Raw genomic sequence first — 23,594 nt, 5'->3', positions numbered from 1 at the left:
CCCTAAGCCTACGGGCCGCTCCACACCCAGGGCTCCCTCGGCAGGGCATCCGGGTCGAATGTAGCCAGCGCGTTCCCGAGCGGCCCTGCCGGGAGCCCCAGCGATTCCAGCAGCCGGTCCCGCACGGCAGCGGGGGGACTCCCCGCAGCCGCAAGGTCCTGCAGCGTCACGGCCCCGTCGCGCTTTGCCAGCCGGGCGCCGTCGTTGTTCACCACCAAGGGAACATGCCCATATTCCGGAGAGGGAATATTTAGCAGGGACGCCAGGTAGGCCTGCCGGGGGGTGGAGGGAAGAAGGTCGTCGCCGCGTACCACCTGGTCGATGCCCTGCTCGGCATCGTCAACGACCACTGCGAGGTTGTAGGCGGTCACGCCGTCATTGCGGCGCAGCACGAAGTCGTCCACCACTCCAGTGAACTCACCGTGCAGGAGGTCCCGCACCGTGTACTCAGCCGCGTCAGCGCGGAGCCGGATGGCGGCCGGCCTGGTGGAGCGCTTGAACTCCAGTTCAGCGGGATCGAGGTTCCGGCACGTTCCGGGGTAGGCCCCCTGGGGCGCGTGCGGAGCGGACGGCGCCTCCTGGATTTCGCGACGGGTACAGAAGCACTCATAGGTGAGGCCTGCCGCCTCCAGCCGTGAGATCGCCCCGGCGTACAGCGGGCCGCGGGCGGTCTGGCGCACCACGCCGCCGTCCCAGGTGACCCCTATCGCCTGCAGGTCCCGAAGCTGCCCGGCCTCTGCGCCGGACCGGGCACGGTCAAGGTCCTCCACGCGGAGAAGGAACGTCCGGCCGGTGGAGCGGGCAAACAGCCAGGCGAGGATTGCCGTGCGCAGGTTTCCTACGTGGAGCTCCCCGGAAGGACTCGGGGCGAAGCGGCCGGCGGAATTCATGGTTCAACACTATGCGCGGGACGCGGCGCCCGGGGACAACACAAGGGCCCCTCAGCTACCGATGACTTCGGACATCCGACGCCGGTAGTTCAGGGGCCCTTGCCGTGTATACAGAAAGACCATGGTGTGAACAAGAGTCAATCAGGGCAGCCTCCTTGCGGGAAGCGGTGTCCAGTTTCCGGGTGGTGTGCCGGTAGCCTGTGAGCCTGCGGGGATCAGCGGTAGCTTTGCCCTCATTGCCAACATTTCACCAGCATCCGTACAGTTGGTGCAACAGGCGCAGTCGCTGTTGATCAGTTTGACTACTCTCAGCGGCGCAGAACGGCAGGAAGTGATCAGATTGCAGGAACTGGACTCCACCGACAAGCGGATCCTCGGGGCGCTGGACGAGGATCCACGGGTTCCCATCATGGTGCTGGCCCAGCGGCTGGGCCTGGCCCGCGGCACCGTCCAGTCCCGGCTGGAACGCATGACGGCGTCGGGCGCCCTTCGCCCCAACAGCAGCAGGGTGCTGCCTGCCGCGCTCGGACGCGGGGTAGCCGCTTCCGTCAGCGCCGAACTGGACCAGAGCCACCTCAACGAGGCCATTGCCGCCCTCCGGGAGATCCCGGAGGTCCTCGAATGCCACGCTCCCGCCGGCGACACGGACCTGCTGATCCGCGTGGTGGCCACCAGCCCTGACGACCTCTACCGGGTGTCAGAGGAGATCAGGCTCTGCCCGGGCATTGTGCGCACCTCCACCAGCATGTTCCTGCGCGAGGTCATTCCGTACCGCACCACGGGGCTGCTCAAAGATTAGGGTGCGGGAGCGGTTGCAACATCTTGTCCCCGGCAGCATCCCAGCCCAGGCCTAGACGGGAGGGCCCGCGTTGGACTTCAGGTTCTTCATCACCAGCGTGGACGTCAACCGCTCGACGCCGGGCAGGGACGTAAGTTCGGCGTCGTAGAAGCGCTGGTAGGCGGGCAGGTCCTCGGCGATGACCTTCAGCAGGTAGTCGGGGGAACCGAAAAGCCGCTGGGCCTCCACAATGTTGGGATTGTCCGCCACGCGGCTTTCGAAGATCTCCATGGTTGCCTGGTCCACCTGGCGGAGCGTGACAAAAACGATCGCCTCGAACCCCAGGCCCACGGCAGCGGGGTCGATGTCCGCTTTGTAGCCCCGGATGACGCCTGCCCGCTCCAGGTCGCGCAGCCGCCGGTGGCAGGGAGCCACCGTCAGGCCCACTTTTCCGGCTAGCGCCGTGGCGGTCATGCGGCCGTCCTCTTTGAGATGCCGCAAAATGTTCCTGTCAATATGGTCAATCACGCAAGAATCTTACCGTTTCGGGCATACGGCCAGCGAAAAAGGACAGCACTTCCGCGCTCAAAGTATCTAGTGTTTCCCCTGTTGGATCGCGCAGCAGGAGAAACCATGAACCCCGAGCTCTTTTTGGCCTTTGTACTGGTGGCCGCCGCCCTTGCCTGCACCCCCGGCGTGGACTGGGCATACTCCATCGCTGCCGGCCTCAGGCAGCGCAGCTTTGTGCCGGCGGTGGCGGGGCTCTGCGGCGGATACGTCCTGCACACGGTCCTGCTGGTGGCGGGACTGGCGGCGGTCCTCACGGGCGCGCCGGGGGTTCTCGGCTGGATCACCCTGGCCGGAGCCGGGTACCTGATGTGGCTCGGTGTCAGCACCCTCCGCTCCTGGCGGGCGGCGAGCTTCACGGCCGGGGACGGCAGCGGCGGCAGCACGGGGGTCCGCACCTTCCTTCAGGGGATGGGCACCAGCGGCATCAATCCCAAGGGGCTGCTGTTCTACGTGGCGCTCGTTCCCCAGTTCGTCAGCGCGGATGCTTCCCTGCCGGTCCCGGTGCAGTCGGGCCTGCTGGGCATGACGTTCGTGCTGCTCGCGGGGCTCGTGTACACCGCCGTCGCTTTGCTGTCCCGCACCCTGCTGCAGACCCGCCCCGGCGCCGCCCGGACGGTGACCCTGGCCAGCGGCATCATCATGGTGGTCCTGGCGCTGGCGCTGCTCGCCGAGCAGCTGTTGCCGGTCCTCACGGCCAGCAACTTCGCCGCAGCCGGGTAGGCCACCCTAGTCGTCGCTGAGCTTCTTCCAGTCCTGTTCCCAGATCCGGCGCATCTCCTCGTCCTTGCGGATGGGCACCGGCGCGGCGATCTCCCTCTGCGGCACCGGGTCCTCGTGCCGCCGTCCCCAGTCCCGCGGGTTAAGCGACCTCCGGCTGGATTCAAGGAGCAGCAGCGCCCTGTCCGTGAGGGCGTCGTTACGCAGCGTCAGGTGCGTCTTCCGCCGGCGCAGGACCTCGGCGAGGGTCTGGTTCGCGGCCTCCAGGCGCCCTTCCCGCCGCAGTGCCCGGGCCCGGACCAGCAGCAGCGCAGCGGAGAGATCATCCGCGTTGAGCAGCCCGTCGGTCCAGTCGATGACTGTCCGGCTCCTGCCCAAGGTCAGCGCCAGCGAACAGCGCGCCAGGGCCATGGGAAGCGACGGCGGCAGTCCCGAGAGGGCGTCCAGAGCAGCTTCCGTGCGCCCCGTCTCCCGCAGTGAGTGCGCCAGTGCCAGAAAGACCGACTCCTCGCTGAACAGGACCGGGATTTCCACACGCTCGACCAGCTCGATCCGCGTAACGATCCTGGTGAGGTAGGTGGACGAGTAGCGGTTGGCTTCGTCCTCGTTCCTGGTGGTGAGGCCGCGCTGGAGAAGCTCCGATGCGCGCAGGTAGCCGCCCTGCTTGTAGACCAGCAGTCCGGACATGAGGTAGCAGAGCCCGGCCCACCCCGGGTAGGCCCGGGCGAGCGTGATCAGCTGCTCAGGCTGCCGGCTGGTGAACACGGCGTCGTGCACAGCCCTGGCCGGCTTGGGCATCATGCGCTTCAGGCGGGGGATCTCGCCGTCCACGGAGAGCAGCGACGGGTGGCGTCCGCCAAGCACGCCGGTGAGCAGTTCGCCCACTCCCCCGGCGAGGTCATGGACGGGCGTACGCAGCTGTGGCTGGCCGAAGGGTGTGAGGTCGCGGCTGTCCCAATAGATCGGTGCAGTGTCCCCGGCGGTCATCTTTCCATGCTAGCCGTGCACCGCCGCCCACGCCGAGGCCCGGCTGCCGGACGGACGGTGCAGAGGCAGGCCTACGCCCGCTCCATGAACCATTCAGTGAAGGCTGCGGCACGGCCTGCCCCGTCGAACCGGATAACCCACAGGTTGTCGTAGGAAGGCCGCCCGGCGGAGTAGGTGGTCACGCCCTGGATGAAGGCGGTGTCCGCGTCCGCTCCGAGGAGCTTCCACGTGAAGGTCCAGTCTGCCGGTTCGTCCCGGGCCGCGAGCCAGCCGTCCACGATGCCGACCCGGCCCAGCCACGGCTCCGGATCGCCCGGCCGCCTCTCGTACCGCGCGTCCTCCGTGAAGAGGTCCCGGATGTCCCCGGGCTGGTTGCTGGCCCAGGCGGCCTGGTATTTTTCCATCCAAGCGTGCACATGGTCCCGGGCTGAAGGTTGGTCCGTCATGGTGCCGTTGTACGCCCTGCGCCGTGCAGGCGCAAGCACTTTCAGCCGTTGGCGGCGGCCACCCAGACGCCGATCACCCAGGTGCTGGCGGCGAGGCAGGCCAGGCCGAACTCTGCAAGCATGCCCAGCCCGGTAGCTTTGAGGGCGGCCCAGCTGGAGGTTGTTGCGGAGCCGATGTTCCGGGTGCGCAGGAATTCACTCAGCAGCAGTCCTGCGGCAAAACCCACAAAGAGCCCCACCACGGGAATGATGAACATGCCCACCACACCCGCAACCAGGGCAACGGCGATGCTTCGGCTCGGAATGGCGTGCTCCTTGAGCTTCCTGCCGGTGAGGACTGCGCTGGCGGCCATGCCTGCCACCACGAACACCATGGCAACAGCGAATACCACCCAGCCCGCCGTCCCGGCCCCGCCCCAGATGGCCCAGGCGAGCAGGCCCGCGCCGATGAGCATGCTTCCCGGGAGGACCGGAATCACCGTTCCCGCCACGCCCACAAGGATTGCCAGGCCGCACAGGATGGTTACCACGGTTTCCGAGTTCATGGGTCCCAGTCTATGGTTGGCGCCCGCTTAACCCCCGACGGCGGCGCCTCCCGCGCAGGGGAGGCACCGCCGTCGTACGTTCGTGGAGGGAAGGGGCGCTACTCGGCTACCACCGCGGCGGCCACTGCCGCCGTCACGGCGGGGGCAACCCGCGGATCCAGGGGGCTGGGGACGATGTAGTGCGCCGACAGGTCCTCCGCCGCAAGATCGGCGATGGCATAGGCTGCGGCGAGCTTCATGGCCGGGGTGATGCGGCGGGCTCCGGCGTCCAGGGCACCACGGAAGATCCCGGGGAAGGCCAGGACATTGTTGATCTGGTTGGGGAAGTCGCTGCGGCCGGTGGCCACCACGGCTGCGTACTTCACGGCGACCTCGGGCAGCACCTCCGGGTCCGGGTTGGAGAGTGCGAACACAATGGCGTCCCGGTTCATGAGCTTCAGGTGCTCCTCGTCCAGCTTGGAGGAGGAGACGCCGATGAAGACGTCGGCGCCGTCGAGGGCTTCGGCCGGACCGCCTTCCACGCCGCGGGGGTTGCTGCGTCCGGCAATGTCCGCCTTCTTGCTGCCGGTGTCCGCGGCAAGATCCCCGCGTGCACTGTTGATGACGCCCCGGGAATCCAGCAGGACGACGTCGGTGATGCCGGCCGCGAGCAGGATCTCGGCGACGGCGATGCCCGCGGCGCCCGCGCCGGAAACCACCACGCGCAGGCTCTCCAGGCCGCGGCCGGTCACCTTGGCGGCGTTGGTCAGGGCGGCGAGGGCAACGACGGCGGTGCCGTGCTGGTCATCGTGCATGACGGGGCAGTCCAGCGCCTCGATCAGCTTTTCCTCCAGCTCGAAGCAGCGGGGCGCGGAAATGTCCTCAAGGTTGACGGCGCCGAAGCTGGGGCGCAGGCGGACCAGGGTCTCCACGATTTCGTCCACGTCGGTGGTGTTGAGGACCAGGGGGATCGAGTCGAGGTCGCCGAAGGTCTTGAACAGGGCGGACTTGCCCTCCATGACGGGGAGCGAGGCGCTGGCTCCGATGTTGCCCAGGCCCAGGACAGCTGTCCCGTCACTGACCACCACGACGAGCCGCTCGGCCCAGGTGAGCGTACGGGCAAGCTCGGGCTTGGCGTGGATGGCCCGGCTGACCTCTGCTACGCCCGGCGTGTAGGCGATGGACAGGTCCCGCTTGTTGGAGAGCGGGACGGTGCTGGCGATGGAGAGTTTGCCGCCCTGGTGGGCGTCAAAGATCTCGGCTTCGGTCAGGGCGGTGGCTGCGGAATTGTCAGTTGCTGCAAGTGCGTCAATGGACACGTCGTTGTCTCCTGGTGCTGGCCGTGGGCACACGGCTCGTGGGGCATGAGCCAATGGCTCGGGCGGTGGCTGGGGTGCGGCCGGATACCCAGGGGTGGCGGGCCCGTGGGAGCTTGGGGGATTGGTCCCCGCTGCTCCGTTTGGACAATCGTAGGGCCCGCCACACGGGGCATCCTCCGGTTTGACACAGGCCAGCAGCTGCCTAAGCGTTTTACCGCGTGGAGATGTGATCCACGTCACGGCATTATGGCTGATTTAAGGCCTGATTGGTCTAGACCTGTTACGCGCTGTGGTGGAGTGTGTAGCCGGGTTCACTGGCCGGCGAGAGGCGCGCGCACGCCTTTTTGAGGTCCTCCTCCGCCTCGAAGAGGGACAACCGGCGGTTCCGGACGGACTGGACCAGACCAGTGATCGCCAGCAGCAGCACACGGGCGGCAGTGGCGTCACCGGAGGCTGAAGCAACCGCTTTTTCACTCAGCGCGTCGATTTCACGCAGGAGTCCGGTGGTGTCCCGGTCCGGGAGGTAGACACCGCGGCTGAGGCACTGTTCCACGGCAGGCTGCATCACGCGCATGTGGAACATTTCCATCACCAGGTTTCCGAGGGCCCTGCCGCGGAAGCGGGCCGCCGTGGTCCGTCCGGTTCCCTGGAGTTCCTCCAGCTGGTGGCGGTAGAGCGCGAGCATCAGGTGCACCGGGGAAGGAAAGTACCGGTAGAGCGTCCCCAGTGGCACGTCCGCCCTCGCCGCCACTTCCGCCATGTCCACGGACTCCAGTCCCTTGCGCGCAAACCCTCCTGCAGCCTCCAGGATCTTGGTATACCTGTGCCTCTGGCGCGGTGCGGAGGGCCTCGGGGCCATGGGCGGATGGTCTGGAATGGTGTCGGGCATCAGCGTTCCGGGGTTGTGTTCCAATGGTGCAGCAGCCACGATCGTCCCCTGCCGGACCGCCGCCAAATCCGGATCAACTATACGGCACGGCTGTGTGGCGTAATTAGTCAGCGGCCTTAGTTCCGGGCCACCGGCAGGTCAGCGGACGCTCTTGATCTTCACCACAAAGACGGCACCCAGCAGGCCAATGACGGCCGCCGTGGTGAAGAGCGTGCCGTACCCGCCGAATTGCGTCACCGCGAGGAAAGCGAGGCCCGTCGCGAACACTTGCGGCAGCGAGGCGGCCACGTTGATGACCCCCATATCCTTGCCACGGTCCGCGGCCTGCGGGAGCACCTGCGTCAGCAGGGCGAAGTCAACGGCCTGGTAGGCGCCGTAGCCGATGCCCAGGATGCCGGCCCCAACCAGGGCGCCGGTCCACACGGGGAAGAACGCCATGGTGAGGCCTGCCATGGCGATCATGACCGAGGAGGCGATCACGAATGGCTTGCGCTTGCCCACCCGGTCGCTCCATGGCCCCGCGATCACCGCAGTAATCATCACCAACACCGCATAAATGCCGGTAAGGGTCAGGACCCCCAGCGCCGGGTTCTCATGCTTGATGACGTCTGCGAGGAAAAAGATCAGGTACACAATGGTCAGCTGGTTGCAGACGTTGACCAGGAAGCGGGTAAGCCAGGCCCACGCGAAATCAGGGTACAGCCGCGGGCTGATCCAGAAGCCGCGGAGGAAATTGCCCCACGAGAACGGCGGGCGGAGCTCCCTGGGCAGCGCGGGGTCGTTGCGGTGGAACAGATAGGGCAGCACGGAGAGCAGCAGGGACCCGGCACACAGCCAGTAACCCACCATGAAGTTGCCGGAAACCACAGCCCCGAAGACCGCGCCGAGGAGGATCCCCACCGTCTGGCCCAGGGCCGCCAGTCCCCCCACGCCACCGCGCTGCAGCACCGGCACGCGGTCCGGAATGGCGGCGGTGATGGCCGCATAGGCCGCGTTGGCGCCCAGCTGCACCAGGCACCAGAACAGGACCATCAGGGCAACAGCCGTGGCCCCGGACATTGCCAGCAACGCTGCCGTGGCCAGAATGGCACCCGCCAGGACCCAGGGGGAACGCCGGCCGAAACCCGAGACCGTCCGGTCGGACAGCGCACCGAAGAGCGGATTGGCAACCAAGGATACGGCGGCCCCGCACCCAAGTACGAGGGAGGCGATGGCTTCTTTGTTGGCTTCGTCGATGCCAATGGCCTGCTGGGCGATAAAGATATTGATGGGTCCGAAGAACGCGGCGTTGATGCCCACGTTGACCAGCACCAGGCCGGTGACCCACCGCGGGCTGACCCGCTGCGTGGGTTCGGCGAGCGCCGCCGTCGTGGTCCGCGGAAGGTCCGGCGGGACCGGCGTGTTGGACTGGCTCATGGCTGGTTTCCCCCGGCTGCGGCTAAATGGCGACGGAGTCAGACTATCGTGGGCGGTACCGGGCCGCCTTGTAAGGCGGCCGCAGTCACCAGGATGGCCACGAGCACCGAGGAGAACACCATGAGCGCAGCGCCAACGCCGGCGGAGGGCACCGCCGCCGTCAACACCGCGGACCTGTACGACGAACGCGGAGACGAGCTGGCGTCCGTATCGCTGCAGTTCCAGACCCTGGGCGGCCGCTCCCACTTCAGCGGACAGGTGCGGACCATCCGTTGCTTCCAGGACAACGCCCTGGTGAAGTCCACGCTGGCCACGCCCGGCAACGGCAACGTGCTGGTGGTGGACGGCGCAGGCTCGCTGGGCACCGCCCTGATGGGGGACATGATCGCCGAAAGCGCCGTGGCCAACGGCTGGGCCGGCGTCGTCATCAACGGCGCAATCCGCGACCGTCAGGCAATCGCCGCACTGGACCTTGGCGTGAAGGCCCTGGGCAGCAACCCCCGCAAGAGCGCCAAGGCCGGCGCCGGCGAGGTGGATGTTGACGTGGAGATCGACGGCGTGACCATCCGCCCCGGGTCCATGATCTGGTGCGACCCGGACGGGATCCTCGTGGAGCGGTAAGTCAGGCCCGGAAGAATTCTCCGTAGGGAGGAATAGGACTGCACCTAGGATAGTTACTGAAAGCAACTATCAACGCGTGATCCCTTTCCTTCCCCCTGGAGTACCCATGTCCACAGCACCCGCCGCGCGCGCCGCCGGAGAAACCCTGACACAGCGCCAGATCGTCACCGTGATGGTGGGCCTGATGCTGGGCATGTTCCTGGCATCGCTGGACCAGACCATCGTGTCCACGTCCATCTACACCATCGCCAACGACCTGGACGGGCTCTCGCTCCAGGCCTGGGCAACCACTGCCTACCTGATCACTTCCACGGTCAGCACCCCGCTGTACGGCAAGCTGAGCGACATTTTCGGCCGCCGCCCGCTGTACCTGACCGCCATCGTGATCTTCCTGGCGGGCTCGCTGTACGCAGGGTCGGTGCACTCCATGACCGAGCTGGCGCTGGCCCGCGGTGTCCAGGGGCTCGGGGCGGGCGGCCTGCTGGCCCTCGCGCTGACCATCATCGGGGACCTTGTCTCGCTCAAGGACCGGGCAAAGTACCAGGGCTACTTCATGTCCGTGTTCGGTGTCTCCTCCGTGCTGGGCCCGGTGGTGGGCGGCGCGTTTGCCGGTTCCGCCAACATCCTCGGTTTTGAAGGCTGGCGGTGGGTGTTCTTCATCAACCTGCCCATCGGCCTGGCCGCGCTCACCGTGGTGTTCCTGTTCCTGCACCTGCCCGCCAAGCACGTGAAGCAGAAGATCGACTACTTTGGCGCGGCGGCCATCACGCTGGCCATCGTGCCGCTGCTGCTGGTGGCGGAGCAGGGCCGCAGCTGGGGCTGGGCGTCCTTCAACTCCTTCCTCTGCTATGGCATGGGCGTGGTGGGCATCGCCTGGTTCCTGCTGGCCGAGAAACGTGCCGGCGATTACGCCCTCATTCCCCTGCGCCTCTTCCGGAACGTCACGTTCGGCCTGTCCTCGCTGCTGAACTTCATCATCGGCATCGGCATGTTCGGGGCCATCGCCATGCTCCCGCTGTACCTGCAGCTGGTGAAGGGCCTCACGCCCACGGAAGCGGGCCTGATGATGATCACCTTCACCGTGGGCATCCTCACCGGCTCCATCACGGCGGGCCGCACCATCTCGGCGTCCGGCACGTACCGGATCTTCCCCATCATGGGCACGGCCATCCTCACGGCGGCCGCCACCGCCATGGGGCTCTCCCTGGGCGTGGACACGGGCCTCTGGGTTCCCGGCGTGATCGCGGTGTTCTTCGGAATGGGCCTGGGCTTCTGCATGCAGCCGCTCACCCTGGCCATGCAGGTGTCCGTGCCGCGCCGCGACATGGGCGTGGGCACTTCCTCGGCTGCGTTCTTCCGCTCGATGGGCGGCGCCGTGGGCACGGCCGTGTTCATCTCCATGCTGTTCAGTTTGGCGGCGTCCCGGATTGCCGACACCATGAAGTCGGCAATGGGAAGCCCGGAGTACCAGGCCGTCCTGCAGGACCCGGCCGTCGCAACGGACCCGGCCAACGCCAAGCTGTACGAGTTCTTCCAGAACGGCGCCTCCAACGAATCCCTCAATGACACCAGCTGGCTCCACACAGCCAACAGCACCCTGACGCGCCCCATCACGGAGGGCTTCGCGTACGCCATCGACGCCGTCATGCTCACGGCGGCCGTGCTCACCGGCGTCGCGTTCCTGATCAGTTTTGCGCTGCCCAACAAGAAGCTCACGGACTCAAAGGCGGCCTCCCAGGAGTCGGTGCCGGCCCACTAAGCCGCCCCGCTCCACGCCTCAGGACGACGACGGCGGCGCCTCCCGCCGTCGTCGTCCCCTGTTTGCGGACAACCGGGCCCGGCCAACTGGAACGACGCTCCGTGGCATGGAACACTGTGTAACGCGTGTGCGCCGGCCCAGGGCCGGTTCCGCAGCCGACGACGTCCGCACCGCATCCACCAAAACCCAGACCTAGGGAGACCCATGCCCACTGCACAGGAGCAGACAACCGCCCAAATACCGCAGCGGGTGATCTGGCTGGCGCTCGCGGGTGCGGTGGGCGGATTCCTGTTTGGCTTCGATTCGTCGGTGGTCAACGGCGCCGTGGATGCCATGAAGGACGAGTTCGCCCTGTCAGAGGCCGTGACCGGCTTCGCGGTGGCCGTCGCGCTGCTTGGCTGCGCTGCCGGCGCCTACCTCGCTGGCAAGGTGGCAGACCACTACGGGCGCATCCCTGCCATGAAGCTGGGTGCGCTGCTCTTCCTGGTCAGCGCCCTGGGCACGGGCTTCGCCTTCGGCGTCTGGGACCTGGTCTTCTGGCGGCTGGTGGGCGGGCTGGGAATCGGCCTCGCCTCGGTCATTGCCCCCGCCTACATCTCCGAAATTTCGCCGCGGCACGTCCGCGGCCGCCTGGCCTCGCTGCAGCAGCTGGCCATCACCACAGGCATCTTTGCCGCGCTGCTGTCCGACGCGCTCCTGGCCACCAGCGCCGGCGGCGCCGACCAGGCCTACTGGCTGGGGATCGAGGCGTGGCGCTGGATGTTCCTGGCCGCGGCCCTGCCCGCGGTGGTGTACGGCTGGATCGCCTTTACCCTTCCCGAATCGCCGCGCTTCCTGGTGTTCCAGGGCAAGGAAGACGAAGCGCGGAAGGTCTTCGACTCCATCGTCCCCGCCGGAGAAACGGACCGCCACATCCGCGAGATCCGGGATGCCATCGAGGAGGACAAGCTGGCCGGCCAAAAGGGCTCGGTGCGCGGCAAGACGTTCGGCCTGCAGGCAGTGGTGTGGGTGGGCATCATCCTGTCCGTCCTGCAGCAGTTCGTTGGCATCAACGTGATCTTCTACTACTCCACCACCCTTTGGAAGGCCGTGGGCTTCCAGGAGAAGGACTCGCTCACCATCTCCGTGGCCACGTCCGTCACCAACATCCTGGTCACGCTGGTGGCGATTGCCCTGGTGGACCGCATCGGGCGCCGGCCCATCCTGCTGGCCGGCTCCGTGGGCATGGCCGTGTCCCTGGGTGCCATGGCCGTGGCCTTCTCCACCGCCGTTGGTTCCGGTGAGGATATTTCCCTGCCCGGCGCCTGGGGGCCGGTGGCACTGGTGGCGGCCAACGTCTTTGTGGTCAGCTTCGGCGCCTCGTGGGGTCCGCTGGTGTGGGTGCTGCTGGGTGAGATCTTCCCGTCCCGGATCCGTGCCCGGGCCCTGGGCCTGGCCGCGGCAGCCCAGTGGGTGGCCAACTTTGTGATCACGCTCAGCTTCCCGGTGATGGCCGCCGGCTCGCTGCCGCTCACCTATGCCATGTACGCCCTGTTTGCCGCCGCGTCCTTCTTCTTCGTGATGTTCAAGGTGCCGGAGACCAACGGGATGTCCCTGGAGCAGGCCGAAACGCTGTTCGTGGCCAAGGGCTCGAAGAAGGCCTAGCGCCCGCCTCCGTTCTACACCCTTCAACGGGCACTGCACCCCGGAACTCCCGGGTGCAGTGTCCGTTTGTGGGTGCAGCGGTCAGAGCGGAAGCTTCATGCCTTCGTGGTCCGCCGTGAAGCCGAGGCTCCCATAGAAACGGTGCGCAGCCGTCCGCGATTTGTGGGTGGTCAGCTGCATCAGTGTGCAGCCGCGGCGCCGGGACTCGTCGATGGCCCACTGCATCATGAGGTTGCCGAGGCCCTGGCCCCGGACGCCGGCCGCCACCCGAACGCCCTCGATCTGCGAGCGCCAGGCGCCGCGCCGCGAGATGCCGGGCAGGAAGCTGACCTGGAAGGTGGCCACCACGTGACTGTCCGCTGACCCTTGAGGCACCAGCTCCCCCACGACGAGCAGGTGGCGGGGGTCGGCGTCGATCGCTTCAAAGGCCCGCTCATACGGTTCCATGTCCCCCTCGCTTTCGCGCCCGGCACTCATGGAATCGTCCGCAAGGAGCTCCACGATGGCAGGCAGGTCTCCGCGTGTGGCGGGGCGGAGGCGGAAGGTTCCACTGCCGACGCCGGCAGTCAGCAAAAAGGGCGGGGTACTGGAAGGAGTGGGTTTCGTTGTCACTGAACCAGCATTCCACGGCCTCGCCTGCGTCCTTGCCTTCAGCCGCGCCCCATGTTTGGCTGGGGGACCAGCGTTGGAATGAATTACCTGATTGGGGGAGGTCCGCCGTGGATCAGAAAACTTTGTCAGCCCTGCCGAAAACAACCCTGCGGGCAGGAATCATCATTGGTGCGGCCGGCGCGGTCGCGGTCATCCTTGCTCCCCGGATCCTCCAGTCGCTGCAGTTGGGGCCGTCCTACTCGCAGGCAGTGGGCGCGCTCCTCAGTGTGGTGTTCCAGCTGGTCACCCTGTTCTTCCTGCCGTTCTCCGCGGCGCTGATAGCCGGATCCCTGGTGATGCGGTACGTGGGCTCAGTGCTCACCGGGGCCGCAGCTGCTGGTCAGGCGAAGTAGACGCCGATCCGGTTGCCATCGATGTCCTCGATGCGGATGTCGATGTCGTAGACGTCGCGGAGCATGGCCTGCTGCATGATCTGCCGGGGGCTGCCCTGGTGGACCAGCCGCCCGTCCTTCATGGCCAGGATGGTGTCCGAATAGCAGGATGCGAAGTTGATGTCGTGGACCACCAGGACGATTGTCTTCCCGAACTCATCAGCCAGGCGCCGGAGGAGCCGCATCATCTCCACGGAGTGCTTCATGTCCAGGTTGTTCAGCGGTTCATCGAGCAGCAGGTAGCGGGTGTCCTGCGCGAGCACCATGGCAATGAAGGCCCGCTGGCGCTGGCCGCCCGAGAGCTCGTCCACGAACTTGTCCGCCATGGGGGTCAGGTCCAAGTGGCCGATCGCCTCCTCCACCTTGGCCAGGTCCTCCACGGTGGGCCGGCCGCCGGAGTGCGGGAACCGGCCGAAGGCCACGAGATCCCGGACCGTGAGGCGCATGGTGAGGTGGTTCTCCTGCCGCAGGATGGCCATGGTCCGGGCGAGTTCCCGGCTGTCCGTGGCTGCGACATCCAGTCCGGCAACGGAGACGGAACCGGACTCAAGGGGCTGGAGCCTGCTGATGAGCGAGAGCAGCGTGGATTTCCCTGCCCCGTTGGGGCCGATGATGGAGGTGATGCCGCCGGCGGGAATGACGCAGCTGACGCCGTCCAGGACGGCCTGGCCGCCGTAGGTCTTGGAGACGTTCCGGACGTCGATCATGGCCGGACTCCCCCGGCCATGATGTCAGGAGTTGGGCGGGTCATTTCAGGGAGCCTTTCAAAAGGAGGTAGAGGAACAGGATGCCGCCCGCGAACTCGATGACCACGCTCAGGGCGGTGCTGAAGCCGAACACCTGCTCCAGCAGCAGCTGCCCGCCCACCAGGGCCACAGCGCCGATCAGCACCACGATGGGCAGCAGCCAGGCATGGCTGAACCCGCGGCACATCTGGTAGCCCAGGCTCACCACCAACAGGCCGAAGAACGTCACGGGCCCCACCAGCGCGGTGGACACGGCCACGAGCAGCGAGCATCCCAGCAGCACGCGCATCACCACCTTCCGGTGGTCGACGCCCACGTTGATGGCTACGTCCCGCCCCAGCGCCAGCACGTCCAGCGCGTGCCGTGCCCGCCACACCACAGCACAGACAGCCGCAACAATCACCGCCGAGAAACCCAGCAGTGCCGGATCCACGTTGTTGAAGCTTGCGAAGAACAGGTCCTGGAGGATGATGAACTCGCTGGGTTCCATGAGCCGCTGCAGCAGGGAGGACAGGCCGCGGAAGAGGCTGCCGAGGACCACCCCCACCAGCAGGAGAAGATGCAGCGAACGGGTGGCACCGGTAAACATCCAGCGGTACAGCAGCGCACTGAACGCCACCATCAGCAGCACTTCGACGCCGAACTGCAGCGTGGGCGGAGCGGCCACCACTGCGGCGGCTCCGAGGGTGAATGCCAGCACCGTCTGGACCAGGATGTACAGCGAATCGAAGCCCATGATGGACGGCGTCAGGATGCGGTTGGCCGTGACGGTCTGGAACAGGAGCGTGGATACGCCCACGGCAACGGCCACCAGCAGCATGGCGGCCAGCTTGATGGCCCGGCGCGGCAGGATGTAGCCCACGTTGCCCTTCAGGTCGAAAAACAGGAAGAAGCAGACGACGGCGGCAGCCACCGCGAGCAGGATGCCTGCCACCATGCGGGGCGGGGCATTGCGGATGGCGGCTTTGAGTTTCCGGGGAACCGGGCGCTGCACTGCGGCCGGCCGCTGGGCGTCGGCAGGATTTTCCGGCGGCCGCAGTGTTGTGCTCTCAAGCATTGCGTTTCCTCAGGATCAGGACGAGGAACAGGACAGCGCCCAGCACGGACATCACCATGCCCACCGGGACCTCGTAGGGGTAGCGGATGGTGCGGCCGATGATGTCGCACACCAGCACGAAGGCGGCGCCGAACAGGGCTGTCCACGGAACGGCACGGCGGAGGTTGTCGCCGAAGATGAGGGACACGATGTTGGGCACCACGAGTCCCAGGAAGGGTACGGCCCCCACGGTGGTGACCACCACGGCAGAGATCAGCGAGACGATGATGAGCCCCAGCTGCATGGTCCTGCCGTAGTTCAGGCCCAGGTTGGTGGTGAAGTCCTGCCCCATCCCGGCCACCGTGAACCGGTCCGCGGCCAGCAGCCCCAGGAGCATCAGGAGGGCGACAATCCACAGCAGCTCATACCGGCCCCGGAGGACACCGGAGAAGTCGCCGATCATCCAGTTACTCAAGGTCTGCAGCAGGTCATAGCGGTAGGCAAAGAAGGTGGTGACGGCGGCAATCACCCCGCCCAGCATGATGCCCACCAGCGGGATGAGGAGGGTGTTGCGGGCCGGCAGGCGGCGCAGGATGGCCAGGAAAAGGGCCGTCCCCAGCATCGCGAAGGTGCTGGCCACCAGCATTTTGGCCAGCACCGGGGCCTGCGGTGCGAAAACCGTCACTACCAGGATTCCCAGGGTGGCGGACTCGACAGTACCTACGGTGGAGGGCTCCACGAAGCGATTGCGGGCCATGAGCTGCATGATGAGCCCGGCAACCGCCACCGCCATCCCGGCCAGGACCACGGCAAGTGTCCTGGGAACGCGGGAAATCCAAAAAACGTCAGTCGTCGCGGGATCGCCGGATAAAAGGCCCGGCAGGGAGACGTCGCTGACGCCCACGAACATGCTGGCGATGGCAAGGGCAAGGACGGCAGTTGCGGCCGCAGCCAGGCCGGCACTGTGGCGGGCCCGGCTGCGGGTTGCCGGCGCAAGCGGGCGCACGGCGGTGGCGGTCATGGGTGTGTGGAGCCCGGTTGGAGGCTCTAGGCCACGGAGTCGGCAACGGCGTCCACCATTGCTTCGACGTTGTTGAGGCCGTAGCCCACGATGTACCAGCCGGCAGGGTCAAGGTTGATGACCTTGTTGTTCTGGACGGCGTTGGTGGACCGGACGAGTTCGTTGTCCAGGATGGGGTTGGCGTCGGCGCCTTCGGTGCCCACCGCGGTGTCGCGGTTGATGACATACAGGATGTCCGGGTTGACCTGCTTGATGTACTCGAAGGACACAGCCTCGCCGTGGCTGCCCTCAACCTTGACGTCTGCCGCGGTGGGGACGCCCAGGACGTCGTGGATGATGCCGAACCTGGAGCCTGCGCCGTAGGCGGTGACCTCGCCGCCGGACGTCAGGACAATGAGACCCTTCCCGGCGCCGGCCGCCTTGGTTTTGGTCTCTTTGATGGTGGCGTCCACCGCGCCCAGCTTCTCCTCCACCTCGGCGGACTTGCCGAAGATGGTTCCCAGCTTCCCGGCCTGCTCCTTGAAGCTTTCCATCGGCCCGGCGGCGTCGATGGACAGGTCGATGGTGGGGGCGATCTTGCTCAGTTCCTCGTAGGCTCCGGCGGTCCGGCCGGAGATGATGATGAGGTCGGGGTCGCCGGCGCTGACGGCTTCGAAGTCGGGCTCCTTCAGGGAACCGATCTTGGTGTACTTCGCGTCGGCGTACTTGTTGAGCGCGTCCGGGTAGGCAGCCTCGGGCACGCCGGCGGGCTCAACGCCCAGCGCGTCAAGGGTGTCCAGGACTCCGAGGTCGAACGTGAAGACCCTCTCCGGGTTGACGGGAACGTTGGCGGTGCTGCCCTGGGCATGTTCCACGGTGATGGTGGCCGCCTCACCAGCGGGCGTCGCCGTCGCGCTCCCGCCGCACGCCGTCACGGTCAGTAGCGCCGCTCCCGCCGTAAGTGCCCCCAGGTAGCTCGACAGCCTCTTCTTCACTTTGTTCTCCGCTCGGATAATACGTCACAAGTTTGTTGCCTAATAGCCCAGAGCCTATAAGTAAGGGAATGCTAACTTCAAAGCGGGAGGGGCAGTATTCCGTCACAAGTGGGGGACATCACAACGCACGACGCCGGCACTCAGGTGAGTGCCGGCGTCGTGCGTTTGCAGGAGGGTTGGGGAAAAAGCCGCATCAACTGCGAGAGGGTCCCCGGAAAGGCTGCAGCAAGTGCAAGAGGGTCGCAGTCAGTACGGGAGGGTTTAGGCCGGGGCCTTGGCCGCCTCCGCCTGCCGCTCCTCCACCAGGGTTGCCACCGCGTTGAACAGTGGATGCTCGGGCTCCAGCCCGGTGATGCGGGCAGTGGCGTCCGCCGGACTGGAGGAGGCCAGGATGCCGGCCAGCTCCGTTGCCTCGGCGTCGGCCGGATCGGTGAAGCGCAGGGCCGCGGCGATGGCGCCCAGGAGCGCCTCCGGCACAATGCCCCGTTCCGCCAGTTCAGCGGCCGGACCGATGAACCGTTCATGCCGGCTCAGCTTCCGCAGCGGTGCGCGGCCCACCCGGTTCACCGTGTCAGGAAGGTAGGGGTTGGAGAACCGGACCAGGATCTTCTGGACATAGGCCTCCTGCTCGTCGTTGCTGAAGCCGTGCTTGGAGACCAGCAGCTGTTTGGTCTCCTCCAGCACCGCCCGAACGTCCTCGGCCACGTCCTGGTCGGCCATGGCCTCGGAGATCTTCTCCAGGCCCGCCTCGAACCCGAAGTACGCTGCCGAGGCATGGCCGGTGTTCACCGTGAACAGCTTCCGCTCGATGTACGGCGAGAGATCGTCCACGAACGTGGCACCCGGGATGGCCGGTGCCGCCCCTGCAAAGGCGGTGCGGTCGATGACCCACTCGTAGAAGGTCTCCACGGTGACGTCCAGGCCCTGTCCGGCTTCCTGGTTGGGAACGATCCGGTCCACGGCGGTGTTGGCGAACACAGCCTTCCCGTCCAGCGTGCTGGCGGCAGCCCCCGGCTGGGAGGCCACCTCTTTGGCCAGGATGTCCGTGGCGTTGATGGCGTTCTCGCAGGCCATGACCTGCAGCGGGGCCAGGCCCGCGTCCCTCGCCGCGATGCCTTTGGCGATGGCAGGGGCCACGAACTTCAGGATATGGGGGCCCACGGCGGTGGTGACGATGTCCGCCGTCGCAATCTCCTCGATCAGTTCCGCTTCCTGCGTGGTGGAGTTCAGCGCCCGGAAGTTGTTGACCGTCCGCACTGCAGGGTTCTCCCCCACCTCGTGCACGGAGTAGCTGTCCGCGGCTGCCAGCTGGGCGATGAGTTCCTCCGCCACGTCGGCGAACACCACCTCATACCCGGCGTCATGCAGGAGGAGGCCCACAAAGCCACGTCCGATGTTTCCGGCCCCGAAATGAACAGCCTTCACTATGCATTGACCTTTCCGAAGAGTTCCAGGACTTCATCCACCGAGGTGGCCGCCTCCAGCCGGGCAACCTGCTCCTTGCTGGTGAAGACCTTCGCGATGGAGGACAGGATGTGCAGGTGCTCGTTGTTGACCCCTGCCACGCCCACCACGAACTTGACCTGCTTGCCGTTCCAGTCGATGCCCTGGGGGTAGCGGATCACGGACACCGCGGACTTCCGGATGTGGTCCTTGGCGGCGTTGGTGCCGTGGGGGATGGCCAGGAAGCTGCCCATATAGGTAGACACGGATTCCTCGCGCTCGTGCATGGCGGCAATGTAGCCCTCATCCACGGCGCCGCGGGCCAGCAGCAGCCTGCCGGCTTCGTCGATTGCGGCGTCGCGTGTTGTGGCTGAACCGTCCAGCACCACGCTCTCACGGGCCAGGATCTCCGGCGCGCCGGCGGTTCCGGCGGCGGGAGCCGCGTCCACGGGGGCGTCGGCCGCGTGGGCGCCGTGGCTGGCCGCGGCAGCCCCTGCCCCTGTTGCAGCGGCAGTTGCGGGCCCGGAGGCGGATGCCCCGCCGGGTGTTCCGGCTCCGGCGTCCGGACCTTCCGCTGTCACACCACCCTCGGCATTGCTCTCCCTGACCAGCTCCACGATTTCGTCGTAGCGCGGGCTGCTCATGAAGTTGTCAACGGAGTAGTGGACGGCACTGGACGTGGCGGGCTTGGCCCGTTCCGTCAGGTCCTGGTGGGTGATCACGACGTCGTAGTCGTCGCGAAGGTTGGCGATGGCCGCGTTGGTGACCTTGACGTCCGGGAAGCCGGCCGCCTTGATCTTGTTGCGCAGCACCGAGGCGCCCATGGCACTGGAGCCCATGCCGGCGTCGCACGCGAACACGATGTTGCGCACCGGCCCGGCCAGGACGCCAACACCGCCGCCCGCGGCAGCACCTGCCCCGGCGCCCGTCAGGGTGGAGGCCACAGAGCTCTTCTTGCCCTTCATCTGCTCCATCCGTGAGGTGGCATCGTTGAGGTCCACCTCATCGCTGTGCTTGGTGGTCTTCATGATGACCGAGGCCACCAGGAAGGAGGCGGCCGTCGCCAGCAGGACCGCCAGGATCACTCCGAGGTAGCTGTCCCTGGAGGTCTGGGCGAGCACGGCGAAAATGGAGCCGGGGGCGGCCGGCGCCACCAGGCCCGCACCAGTGATGGCCAGGGTGGCGATGCCGGTCATTCCGCCGGCGATGGCAGCGAGGATCAGCAGCGGGCGCATCAAAACGTAGGGGAAGTAGATCTCGTGGATACCGCCGAGGAAGTGGATGATGGCGGCACCCGGGGCGGACGCCTTGGCGGCACCGCGGCCAAACACCATATAAGCGAGCAGGATGCCAAAGCCGGGTCCGGGGTTGGCCTCAAGCAGGAACAGGATGGACTTTCCCTGCTCCAGCGACTGCTGGACACCCAGCGGGGTGAGCACGCCGTGGTTGATGGCGTTATTCAGGAAGAGCACCTTGGCCGGTTCGATGAAGATGCTGGTGAGCGGCAGCAGTCCGTTGTCCACCAGGAACTGGACCACGTTGCCGGCGCCTGTGCTGAACGCCGAAACCAGGGGGGCGATGCCATAGAAGCCCAGCATGGCCAACAGGGCACCCCAGATGCCGGCGGAAAAGTTGTTGACCAGCATTTCAAAGCCGGGACGGATCTTGCCGTCCCAGATGGAGTCGATCTTCTTCATGGTCCAGCCGCCCAGCGGGCCCATGATCATGGCGCCGATGAACATCGGGATGCCGGCACCCACAATCACGCCCATGGTGCCGATGGCACCGACAACGCCGCCGCGGACGTCATAAACCATCCGGCCACCGGTGTAGGCGATCAGGAGCGGCAGCAGGTAGGTGATCATCGGCCCCACCAGGCCGGTGTTCGCCACCCCGTCCGTCTCCCCAAAGCCGCCCAGCTGGGGAACGGGGAACCATCCCTTTTCAATAAAGAGTGCGGTAATGAGGCCCCAGGCGATAAAGGCGCCGATGTTGGGCATGATCATGCCGGACAGGAACGTCCCGAACTTTTGGACGTGCACGCGTGCGCTGGTGCGGGGTTTTGCAACTGTCTCTGTTGCCATGTGATTTCCTAACCGTCATTCCTGCGGCTCCGCAGGATGGTCCGATACTTACGACGACGTACTGCCGGAATGTGCGGGTTCAGCCCGCCGGGCTGGTGGAGATGCGGTGAAGCCATTCGAGGAAAAGCTTGAGTTCCGAGCTTGAAAGCTGGTCAGAGTGCGAGGCCTGAAGTGCGGCGTTCAGGGCGATCGCGGCCACCACTACCGAGGACTTCCCGGCGTCGCCCGGAGCCGCGCCGCTGGCGGGCTCGGCGGACACCGCAAAGATCATGGCGTCCCGGGTCATGGTGGACAGTTCGAGGTTCCGTTCGGAGGCGGGCTCCGCAATCAGCATCAGCGTCACGCCCACGTTGGCTGCCAGGATGGACCTGGCCGCTTCCCGGGGCTGGACGTTCAGCTGGCCCGCCACCGCTGCCTTGTTCAGCATCTCCTCCATGAGCGCCTCGGCATCTGCGACGATTGCCGGGCGGCTTTCCGGGCGGATGTTGCCGAACATCACCAGGTACAGCTCCGGCTGGTTCAGCCCGAACTGGACATGGTTGTCCCACATTCTCCGGATATCCTCGAGCGGCTGCCCGGAGGGGGCGAAATCCCTTTCGCCCGCAACATACTCTTCAAACCCTGCGGCGACGACGGCGTCGAACAGACCTTCCTTGTCACCGAAGTGGTGGTACAGCGTGGGGGCTGTGACCCCCGCCAGCTGGGTGATCTGGCGGGTGGAGACGGGAGCTCCCCCGGAGTTTGCCAGCAGCTCCGCGGCAGCACGGAGCAGCCGCATTTTGGGGGGAAGCTGGCCATCCAAACTCATAACCGCTACCCTAGCACCTATAGCATTGCTATATGAACTGAATCACATACAATTTTTTTCAGGCACGTTTCACGCCTCCGGACGCAGCAGTCTTCCGGCGGACCGGCATGGCGCCGGACATATCGGGCGGGCCTGGCAACCGGCAGAGAATGAGGACCTTCAGTGCAGAACTTCCCAGGAGTAGGCGTCAGCCCAGGCCGCGTCATCGGCACCGTCCGGCAGATGCCCAAACCCATCAGCGAACCTGCCGCCGGCGAGCAGCTGGCGCCAGGGACCACCGCCGAGGAAGCAACCGCAGCGCTGAAGGCAGCCTCCCAGGCGGTGCACGATGAACTGAAGGCCCGCGCCGCCCACGCCACCGGAGACGGCAAGGCTGTCCTGGAAGCCACCGCACTGATGGCCAAGGACACCATGCTCATCAAGGGCGCGGCAAAGCTTGTGGCACGCGGCATGTCCGGCGAGCGCGCCATCTGGGAGTCCGGCTCCTCAGTGTCAGAGATGCTCCACAACCTGGGCGGCTACATGGCCGAACGCGCCACCGACGTCCTGGACGTCCGCGCCCGGATCGTTGCCGAACTGCGGGGCGTGCCCGCCCCCGGCATCCCCGCCTCCAGCACCCCGTTCGTCCTGGTGGCCGAGGACCTGGCCCCCGCTGACACCGCCACCCTGGACCCCAACAAGGTCCTGGCACTCGTCACGGCCGGCGGAGGCCCGCAGTCCCACACCGCCATCATCGCCCGGTCCCTGGGCCTTCCCGCCGTTGTTGCCGCAGTGGGCGTGGACGAGCTTCCCGACGGCACCGAAGTCTATGTGGACGGCGCCGCCGGCAGCATCAGCTCCGAACCCGACGAATCCCTGCGCGCAGCTGCGGAAGCGTGGGCTGCCACCGCGTCCCTACTGGCCGACTTCAGCGGAACGGGAGCGACGGCGGACGGCCACCTGGTGCCTTTGCTTGCCAATGTTGGCGGCGGCAAGGATGCCGAGGCGGCCGCCAAGCTGGGCGCCCAGGGCGTGGGCCTGTTCCGCACCGAATTCTGCTTCCTCGAGCGGGACACCGAGCCCAGCGTCGAAGAGCAGGCCGCAGCCTACAAGAGTGTTTTTGATGCCTTCCCGGGCAAGAAAGTGGTCCTGCGAACGCTCGATGCCGGCGCGGACAAGCCGCTTCCGTTCCTGACTGATTCCACCGAGCCCAATCCGGCCCTTGGCGTCCGCGGCTACCGCACCGACTTCACCACCCCCGGGGTCCTGGACCGCCAGCTGGAGGCCATCGCCCTGGCGGAAAAGCAGTCCGAGGCGGACGTCTGGGTCATGGCGCCCATGATCTCCACCGCAGAAGAAGCCGCACGCTTTGCCTCGATGTGCGCCGATGCGGGCATCAAGACCCCCGGCGTCATGGTTGAGGTTCCCTCCGCCGCCCTGACCGCGGAAGCCATCCTTCGGGAGGTGGCCTTCGCCAGCCTCGGCACCAACGACCTCACCCAGTACGCCATGGCCGCGGACCGCCAGCTCGGCCCGCTCGCCAACCTCAACACCCCGTGGCAGCCGGCCGTCCTGCGCCTCGTGGGACTGACAGTGGAAGGCTCCCGGGCGGAAGGCAACAACAAACCCGTAGGCGTCTGTGGCGAGGCAGCCGCCGACCCCGCCCTCGCCGTCGTCCTGACCGGCCTTGGCGTCAGCACCCTGTCCATGACGGCCCGCTCCCTCGCTGCCGTGGCCGCGGTCCTGAAGACCGTCACGCTCGAGGAAGCGCAGCAGCTGGCCAAGCTGGCACTGTCCGCTCCCAGCGCCACGGAAGCGCGGGCGTGGGTTCGGGAGAAGCTGCCCGTCCTGGACGAACTCGGACTCTAGGGGCGACGCCCGCCTGGGCTGGCGACGCGCG

23 protein-coding genes are annotated in these 23,594 nt (G+C 66.7%); 7 read left to right on the top strand and 16 right to left on the bottom strand.

Annotated elements, in window-relative coordinates:
- Nucleotides 1–8 precede the first annotated feature (8 nt).
- Entirely contained in the window at nt 9–890 is an 882-nt protein-coding gene (gluQRS, locus tag AC6CHP_RS19285; protein ID WP_498231663.1) for a tRNA glutamyl-Q(34) synthetase GluQRS, read from the bottom strand.
- A 340-nt stretch (nt 891–1,230) separates the two neighbouring features.
- Between gluQRS and AC6CHP_RS19280 the strand changes: the two genes are divergently transcribed.
- Nucleotides 1,231–1,689 carry an Lrp/AsnC family transcriptional regulator gene (locus AC6CHP_RS19280; protein ID WP_104187029.1) on the top strand — a complete coding sequence of 153 codons (459 nt, stop codon included), beginning with the start codon at nt 1,231–1,233 and terminating at the stop codon, nt 1,687–1,689.
- A 51-nt stretch (nt 1,690–1,740) separates the two neighbouring features.
- Here AC6CHP_RS19280 and AC6CHP_RS19275 read toward each other — a convergent pair whose 3' ends face one another.
- A complete protein-coding gene (locus AC6CHP_RS19275; protein WP_498231661.1) occupies nt 1,741–2,196 on the bottom strand; it encodes an Lrp/AsnC family transcriptional regulator in 456 nt (151 codons plus the stop codon).
- 105 nt (nt 2,197–2,301) lie between these two features.
- Between AC6CHP_RS19275 and AC6CHP_RS19270 the strand changes: the two genes are divergently transcribed.
- Complete coding sequence (locus tag AC6CHP_RS19270; RefSeq protein WP_498231659.1) at nt 2,302–2,958, top strand: LysE family translocator; 657 nt, start codon at nt 2,302–2,304, stop codon at nt 2,956–2,958.
- A gap of 6 nt (nt 2,959–2,964) precedes the next feature.
- On the opposite strand, the gene AC6CHP_RS19265 is transcribed toward AC6CHP_RS19270, so the two are convergent.
- From AC6CHP_RS19265 to AC6CHP_RS19240, 6 genes are all read right to left on the bottom strand, one after another.
- On the bottom strand, nt 2,965–3,942 hold the full coding sequence (locus AC6CHP_RS19265; RefSeq protein ID WP_188732458.1) for a hypothetical protein: 978 nt from the start codon (nt 3,940–3,942) through the stop codon (nt 2,965–2,967).
- Nucleotides 3,943–4,013: 71 nt separating this feature from the next.
- Nucleotides 4,014–4,388, bottom strand: a complete 375-nt coding sequence (locus AC6CHP_RS19260) for a nuclear transport factor 2 family protein (protein WP_498231657.1) — start codon at nt 4,386–4,388, stop codon at nt 4,014–4,016.
- A gap of 41 nt (nt 4,389–4,429) precedes the next feature.
- Nucleotides 4,430–4,933: a DUF456 domain-containing protein gene (locus AC6CHP_RS19255; protein ID WP_188732460.1), complete on the bottom strand. Its 504-nt coding sequence runs from the start codon at nt 4,931–4,933 to the stop codon at nt 4,430–4,432.
- Between the two features lie 98 nt (nt 4,934–5,031).
- On the bottom strand, nt 5,032–6,231 hold the full coding sequence (locus tag AC6CHP_RS19250) for an NAD(P)-dependent malic enzyme (protein WP_427118360.1): 1,200 nt from the start codon (nt 6,229–6,231) through the stop codon (nt 5,032–5,034).
- Between the two features lie 280 nt (nt 6,232–6,511).
- The gene (locus tag AC6CHP_RS19245; RefSeq protein WP_498231708.1) at nt 6,512–7,120 is read right to left on the bottom strand and encodes a TetR/AcrR family transcriptional regulator; all 609 of its coding nucleotides are present in this window, start codon (nt 7,118–7,120) and stop codon (nt 6,512–6,514) included.
- A 138-nt stretch (nt 7,121–7,258) separates the two neighbouring features.
- Nucleotides 7,259–8,536, bottom strand: coding sequence for an MFS transporter (locus AC6CHP_RS19240; RefSeq protein WP_498231654.1), 1,278 nt, complete (start codon nt 8,534–8,536; stop codon nt 7,259–7,261).
- 120 nt (nt 8,537–8,656) lie between these two features.
- Here AC6CHP_RS19240 and rraA point away from each other — a divergent pair, with 120 nt between their 5' ends.
- From rraA to AC6CHP_RS19225, 3 genes are all read left to right on the top strand, one after another.
- Nucleotides 8,657–9,157: a ribonuclease E activity regulator RraA gene (rraA, locus tag AC6CHP_RS19235; RefSeq protein WP_498231652.1), complete on the top strand. Its 501-nt coding sequence runs from the start codon at nt 8,657–8,659 to the stop codon at nt 9,155–9,157.
- A 106-nt stretch (nt 9,158–9,263) separates the two neighbouring features.
- Nucleotides 9,264–10,916, top strand: a complete 1,653-nt coding sequence (locus AC6CHP_RS19230) for an MDR family MFS transporter (RefSeq protein WP_498231650.1) — start codon at nt 9,264–9,266, stop codon at nt 10,914–10,916.
- 204 nt (nt 10,917–11,120) lie between these two features.
- The gene (locus AC6CHP_RS19225) at nt 11,121–12,560 is read left to right on the top strand and encodes a sugar porter family MFS transporter (protein WP_104187002.1); all 1,440 of its coding nucleotides are present in this window, start codon (nt 11,121–11,123) and stop codon (nt 12,558–12,560) included.
- Between the two features lie 81 nt (nt 12,561–12,641).
- On the opposite strand, the gene AC6CHP_RS19220 is transcribed toward AC6CHP_RS19225, so the two are convergent.
- Complete coding sequence (locus AC6CHP_RS19220; RefSeq protein ID WP_498231706.1) at nt 12,642–13,133, bottom strand: GNAT family N-acetyltransferase; 492 nt, start codon at nt 13,131–13,133, stop codon at nt 12,642–12,644.
- A 146-nt stretch (nt 13,134–13,279) separates the two neighbouring features.
- Here AC6CHP_RS19220 and AC6CHP_RS19215 point away from each other — a divergent pair, with 146 nt between their 5' ends.
- The gene (locus AC6CHP_RS19215) at nt 13,280–13,564 is read left to right on the top strand and encodes a hypothetical protein (protein ID WP_498231648.1); all 285 of its coding nucleotides are present in this window, start codon (nt 13,280–13,282) and stop codon (nt 13,562–13,564) included.
- On the opposite strand, the gene AC6CHP_RS19210 is transcribed toward AC6CHP_RS19215, so the two are convergent.
- The 7 genes from AC6CHP_RS19210 to AC6CHP_RS19180 form a co-directional block, all read right to left on the bottom strand.
- On the bottom strand, nt 13,552–14,310 hold the full coding sequence (locus tag AC6CHP_RS19210; protein WP_188732466.1) for an iron ABC transporter ATP-binding protein: 759 nt from the start codon (nt 14,308–14,310) through the stop codon (nt 13,552–13,554). The two genes, AC6CHP_RS19215 and AC6CHP_RS19210, sit on opposite strands and share 13 nt — an antisense overlap.
- Before the next feature lie 40 nt (nt 14,311–14,350).
- The gene (locus tag AC6CHP_RS19205) at nt 14,351–15,406 is read right to left on the bottom strand and encodes an iron chelate uptake ABC transporter family permease subunit (RefSeq protein ID WP_498231646.1); all 1,056 of its coding nucleotides are present in this window, start codon (nt 15,404–15,406) and stop codon (nt 14,351–14,353) included.
- Nucleotides 15,399–16,406 (bottom strand): ABC transporter permease, encoded by a 1,008-nt coding sequence (locus AC6CHP_RS19200; RefSeq protein ID WP_188732467.1) that lies wholly within the window; start codon nt 16,404–16,406, stop codon nt 15,399–15,401. Before AC6CHP_RS19200 ends, AC6CHP_RS19205 begins: the two co-directional genes overlap by 8 nt.
- Nucleotides 16,407–16,432: 26 nt before the next feature.
- Entirely contained in the window at nt 16,433–17,380 is a 948-nt protein-coding gene (locus AC6CHP_RS19195) for a siderophore ABC transporter substrate-binding protein (protein ID WP_498231643.1), read from the bottom strand.
- A gap of 261 nt (nt 17,381–17,641) precedes the next feature.
- Nucleotides 17,642–18,805, bottom strand: a complete 1,164-nt coding sequence (locus tag AC6CHP_RS19190) for a mannitol-1-phosphate 5-dehydrogenase (RefSeq protein ID WP_188732469.1) — start codon at nt 18,803–18,805, stop codon at nt 17,642–17,644.
- Entirely contained in the window at nt 18,805–20,907 is a 2,103-nt protein-coding gene (locus AC6CHP_RS19185) for a PTS mannitol transporter subunit IICBA (RefSeq protein ID WP_188732470.1), read from the bottom strand. The genes AC6CHP_RS19190 and AC6CHP_RS19185 overlap by 1 nt, the downstream gene beginning before the upstream one ends.
- Nucleotides 20,908–20,986: 79 nt before the next feature.
- Nucleotides 20,987–21,715, bottom strand: coding sequence for a TetR/AcrR family transcriptional regulator (locus AC6CHP_RS19180; RefSeq protein WP_174177640.1), 729 nt, complete (start codon nt 21,713–21,715; stop codon nt 20,987–20,989).
- Nucleotides 21,716–21,877: 162 nt separating this feature from the next.
- Here AC6CHP_RS19180 and ptsP point away from each other — a divergent pair, with 162 nt between their 5' ends.
- On the top strand, nt 21,878–23,563 hold the full coding sequence (gene ptsP, locus AC6CHP_RS19175) for a phosphoenolpyruvate--protein phosphotransferase (protein ID WP_498231641.1): 1,686 nt from the start codon (nt 21,878–21,880) through the stop codon (nt 23,561–23,563).
- Nucleotides 23,564–23,594: the final 31 nt, after the last annotated feature.

Source organism: Pseudarthrobacter sp. GQ63, from assembly GCF_059758765.1.
This window is presented reverse-complemented; position numbering and strand designations above follow the sequence as displayed.